General features: G+C 73.4%; 4 protein-coding genes and 1 pseudogene. 3 read left to right on the top strand and 2 right to left on the bottom strand.

The genetic code is table 11. The annotated features are described in order from the left end of the window. A partial coding sequence (locus ACFT55_RS19020) for an acyl-CoA dehydrogenase C-terminal domain-containing protein (protein ID WP_380245413.1) occupies positions 1-1,884 on the top strand: 1,884 nt, incomplete at its 5' end. A gap of 91 nt (positions 1,885-1,975) precedes the next feature. Next, a complete protein-coding gene (locus ACFT55_RS19015) occupies positions 1,976-3,319 on the top strand; it encodes a metallophosphoesterase family protein (RefSeq protein ID WP_380245412.1) in 1,344 nt (447 codons plus the stop codon). Positions 3,320-3,322: 3 nt separating this feature from the next. Here ACFT55_RS19015 and ACFT55_RS19010 read toward each other — a convergent pair whose 3' ends face one another. Both ACFT55_RS19010 and ACFT55_RS19005 read right to left on the bottom strand, forming a co-directional pair. Continuing rightward, entirely contained in the window at positions 3,323-3,856 is a 534-nt protein-coding gene (locus tag ACFT55_RS19010; protein ID WP_380245411.1) for a PH domain-containing protein, read from the bottom strand. Between the two features lie 34 nt (positions 3,857-3,890). Continuing rightward, the gene (locus tag ACFT55_RS19005; RefSeq protein WP_380245410.1) at positions 3,891-4,529 is read right to left on the bottom strand and encodes a histidine phosphatase family protein; all 639 of its coding nucleotides are present in this window, start codon (positions 4,527-4,529) and stop codon (positions 3,891-3,893) included. A gap of 169 nt (positions 4,530-4,698) precedes the next feature. Here ACFT55_RS19005 and ACFT55_RS19000 point away from each other — a divergent pair. Then, positions 4,699-5,000: pseudogene (locus tag ACFT55_RS19000) on the top strand (hypothetical protein); the annotation flags it as partial.

The raw sequence follows: 5,000 nt of genomic DNA, 5'->3' as shown, positions 1-5,000 counted from the left end.
ACCCTCACCGGCTACCTCATGGCGGCACAGGAACAGCCCGAGCAGCTCTACAAGGTCGGCCTCGGTTCGGTGCGGTTCCTGCTGGCGGTGGGCGATCTGCTGATCGGCTGGCGGCTGCTGGTCGGCGCGCAGGTCGCTCAGGCGGCACTCGACACAACGAGCGATCGCGACCGGGCCTTCTACGAAGGCAAGATCGCGGTGGCGAAGTTCTTCGCGCACAACATGTTCGCCGCCCCCGGGGGCAGCGGTTCCCGAGTCGGTGACGCTGAACCCGTCGACGTGCGCTGGGTGTGGGGAGACGTCGTCCTCGACGCGGGGTCCGACGTGAGGTCCGGCGTAGGCCTCGACGTGGGGTCCGGCGGAGGGCTCGACGGAAGGAATGACGGGGGTCCCACCGGCGGAGCGCGGCGGACGAGCGAGGGCGCCGACGGCGCGGTCGCCTCCGACGGCGCGGTCGCCTCCGACGGGCGCCCGCTGCTGGCGATCCTGGACTCCCTCGTGCCGGGGCCGGGGCTGGCGAGCACGCTGGCGGCGCTCGACGAGGCGGACCTCGACGACTTCACGATCCTCGAGGTGCTGGCCGCGTGGGAGCGGGTCGCCGCGTGGGCGCAGGCCGGGTCCGCGCGGGTCCTGGCGGAGATGCTGGAGCGCACGCGCGGGTCGTCGCGGCACGAGTTCGTGGCGGACGCCGTCGCGGCACGGCTCGGGCTGACACGGCACGGAGGCGCCCAGCTCGTCACCGTGGCGCACGGGACGTCCCGGCTGCCCGAGGTCGCGCAGGCGTTGTCGTCGGGCGCGGCCGACCGGCGCAAGGCGGAGGCGCTGGTCGACGCCGGCAGGCTCCCGGACGACCGTCGCCGCGAGGCGGTCGCCGCCCTGCTGCCCGACGTCGAGCACCTCACGGTGCCGCAGATCCGCGCGCGGCTCCGCCGGGCGGAGATCGCCGTGGACCCCGACGGCGCGGGCGAGCGGCACCGCGCGGCGCGGACGGAGCGGTACGTCCGGCTCGAACCCGTGGACGACGCGATGGCCTACCTCACCGCCTACCTGCCCGCGGACGAGGCGGCCCGGGCGTTCGCCGAGATCGACGACGTCGCCCAGGCGATGCGCCGCGGCCCCGGCGAGACCCGTCGCCTCGCCGCGTGCCGCGCCGACGCGCTGACGGCGCTCGTCACCCGGCGCGTCGTCCCGGGCGGCCCGGACCCGGCACACGGTGCCGGGACGGACGACCCGCGGAGCGCCGTCGGCGGGACGGACGACCCGCCGAGCGCCGTCGCCGGTCGTGCGGACCGGGGCGGCACCCCGCCGAGAAGCGCGAACCGGCGGGCTGCCGTGCGGGTGTCGGTGGCGGCGTCCACGTTGCTGGGGTCGGACGACCTGCCGGCGATCCTCGCCGGCCACGGACCGATCCCGGCCTCCATGGCGCGAGCGCTCGCGGCGGACCCGGACGCGGTCTGGCAGCGCCTGTTCACCGACCCGGGCAGCGGCGTGCTGACGGACGTCTCGTCGCGGGCGTACCGGCCGAGCGAGGCGCTCCGGGCAGCGGTCGTGGCGCGCGACGTGACCTGCACGTTCCCGGGCTGCCAGGCGCCGGCGACGTCGTCCGACCTGGACCACGTCGACCCTTTCGACCCCAGGGCCGACGGTCCGCAGACCCACGGCGCCAACCTGCACGCGCTGTGCCGCACCCACCACCGCGCCAAGACGGTCGGCGGGTGGCGGGTCTCCCGAGACCCGGACACCGGCGGCACCACCTGGGTCGCCCCAACCGGGCACCGGTTCGTCCGCGACCCGGTGCCGCAGGACCCACGCGTCGAGCCAGGCACCTTGCGCGACCAGAGCGCCGGCCTCGGACGGGAGCCGGACGGCCCGCCGCCGTACTGAGGCGACCGGTCCGGCGGTGTTCGAGAGGTGTCCACGGGAGGTTCATCGTCCGGCCCGCCAGGCGTCGCCGCGCGCTCCTAGGTTCCGGGTCATGAGCGACCACGCGCACGACCACGCGCACGACCATGCGAACGACCATGCGACCGACCATGCGAGCGACCACGCGACCGAACACACGGACGAGCAGCTGACCGGGCGCGTGACGGAGCAGGGGCCCGGGGGGTCCGGCCTCGGGCGCCGCACCTTCATGACCATGACGGGGCTCGGTGCGGCGGGCAGCGTCGTCGCGGGAGCCGCGTCGGCCGCGGCTGACACCACGGGACGGGCCGCCGGCTCAGCACCCGGCTCGGCCGCCACCGTGCACGGCCGCGAGCCGAGGCTGAGGTTCCGCAAGGACGGCACGTACACGATCGTGCAGTTCAACGACACGCAGGACGACGAGAAGATCGACCGCCGCACGCTGGAGCTGATGCGCGCGGTGCTCGACGACGAGCAGCCCGACCTCGTGATCCTCAACGGCGACAACATCACGGGGGGCTGCGACACCCCGCTGGAGATGCGGCAGGCGATGAACAACGTGGTGCAGCCGATGGAGGAGCGGCAGGTCCCCTGGGCGGTCACGTTCGGCAACCACGACGAGGACTCGACGCCCCAGAGCGGTGTGGACGAGGCGCAGATGCTCGCGTTCTACCGCTCGTACCGCTACAACGTGAACGGTCCGACGGCGAAGGGCGTCACGGGCCAGGGCAACTCGCACCTGCTGATCGAGGGCACCCACGGCAGGCCGGCGTTCAACGTGTGGCTGCTGGACTCGGGCAGGTACGCGCCCAGCACCGTCGCCGGCCAGAACCTCACCGGGTACCCGACGTGGGACTGGGTGCGGATGGATCAGGTGGACTGGTACTACCGCACGTCCGTGGAGCTGGAGCGGCGCTGGCGGCGTGCGATCCCGTCGCTGATGTTCATCCACATCCCCCTGTGGGAGTACCGGTTCATGTGGTTCGGCTCGGTGGACGGCCGCACGGCCGCGGACCACGAGCGCGGCGCGGCACGCCACCAGATCGTGGGGGAGCGCAACGAGGAGGAGTGCCCCGGCCCGTTCAACTCGGGGCTGTTCTCCGCGATCCAGCACCGCGGCGACGTGCGGGGCGTGTTCTGCGGGCACGACCACGTGAACACGTACTCCGGCAACTACTACGGGGTGCTGCTGGGCTACTCGGGGAACACGGGGTTCGGCACCTACGGGCTGAGCGGCGCGGACCGCAACCGCCTGCGCGGCGCCCGCGTCTACCACCTCGACGAGTCGGTGGACGGCGTCCTGGTCGACACGGCGATGCGCTTCGCGTCGGAGTTCGGCATCGACCTCACGGCCGACGACCAGTGGATGGAGCCGCTGCCGCTGCCGCGCGGGCAGGGCGGCACCGCCGCGTCCTGACGGTCAGCGGCGTCGACCGCGTGCCGGCTCGGTCGGCGGCCACTCGCCGTCGTCCGAGCCGTCGTCGGCGGAGTGCAGCAGCTCCTGGAGCTGCACCTGCACGCGGTCGACCCGCGGCACGTCACGCAGCACCATGCCCGCCTTCTCGGTGGCGTCGGAGACCTGGAGGGTGCCGCAGCCGAGCAGCCGGTCCAGGACGTCCTTCTCGAGCGCGACGTCGTTGATGCGGTAGAGCGGGATGTCGCGACCCACGCGCGTGAGGATCCCGGAGCGCATCGCGATCCGCTTGGTGGTGACGGTCCACGACGTGCTGCGCCACCGCATCCACGGGACGAGCACCCACACGACGGCGACGACGACCAGCAGGCCGAGCACGATCCAGCGCACGACGTCGTCCATCGGGACCACGAACGAGAACGCCGCGGCGACGAGCAGGACGAGGAGGAGCAGGAACGGCCAGATAACGGCCTTCGCGTGCTCGTGCAGCGCCATGACCACGCGTTCGCCGTCGATCAGGTCGTCCTCGTTCAGCGCCATGCGCACATGCTGCCAGACGGTCGCGGGTCGGTGGTCAGACGTGCGGCGGCAGGTTCCACCCCTCGATGGTCCGCAGGTCGTGGCCGTAGCCGAGCTGGCAGATCGCCGCGGTCCCCAGCTCCAGGCGTGCCCCGTAGCGCGGGTCGACGCCGAGCCACGCCGTCGCGAGCACGCGCAGCAGATGGCCGTGCGCCACGGCCAGCACGTTCCCGCCCTCCTGGAGGGTGGTGTCCGCGCGCTCGACGAAGCGACGGGCACGGGCGGCGACGTCCTCCAGCAGCTCGCCGGGGCGTCCGCCCCCGTGCTCGGGGTCGGGCGGGAGCACGCGCACGCCGTCGTCGAAGATCTGGAAGTCGCGGCCCAGGAGCGTGGTGACGTCGGCGCTCGAACGCCCGTCGACGGGCCCGTAGTCCCACTCGGCGAGGTCCGGGTCGACGACGGGGTCGGCGTGCCCGGCGAGCGCGGCGGTGCGTCGGGCGCGCTCGAGCGGTGACGCGTACACGACCGCGAAGGTGATGTCGGACAGCGCGTGGCCGGCGGTGCGGGCCTGCTCCTCGCCGGCTGCCGTGAGCGGGAGGTCGGTTCGACCGGTGTGCTGGCCGCTGGCGCTCCACTCCGTCTCGCCGTGGCGCAGCAGCACGAGCTGAGGGTCCTTGCTCGGCACGAGAGGCATGCACCGAGCATCGCGCAGGGACGTCGGCAGAGCACCTGGAACGGGCCTGTGGAAAAGCGGTCCGGGAGAGTCTCGGAGTTCGCTAGAGTGGCGCCGCCGTCACACGTTCATCACATCTCCATCACTCGCCCTGTCGTCCCCTCACCTGTCCCCTCACCTAGGAGACCGCGTGCTCGTCTTCGTCCTCATCGGCGCGGCAGGGATGGTCCTGCTGCTCGTCTCGCTCCTCGTCGGCGACCTGGTCGACCTGGGCGACGGGGCGCTGTCCGGCACGTCGCTCGGCGTCGGCGCGGTGGTCTTCGGGGCCGTGGGGAGCATCGTCGTCGCCAACGACCTCGCGCCCTGGGTCGCGTACGTGGCGTCGGCCGTCGTCGGGCTGCTGGCGGTCGTCCTGGCGCAGGCGCTGGTGCACCGCCTGGCGGCGAGCGACGACAGCGTCGTCGTCTCGCTCGTGGGCGCGCACGGCACGGC

The organism is Isoptericola sp. NPDC057191, from assembly GCF_042670225.1.
GTDB lineage: Bacteria > Actinomycetota > Actinomycetes > Actinomycetales > Cellulomonadaceae > Isoptericola.
This window is presented reverse-complemented; position numbering and strand designations above follow the sequence as displayed.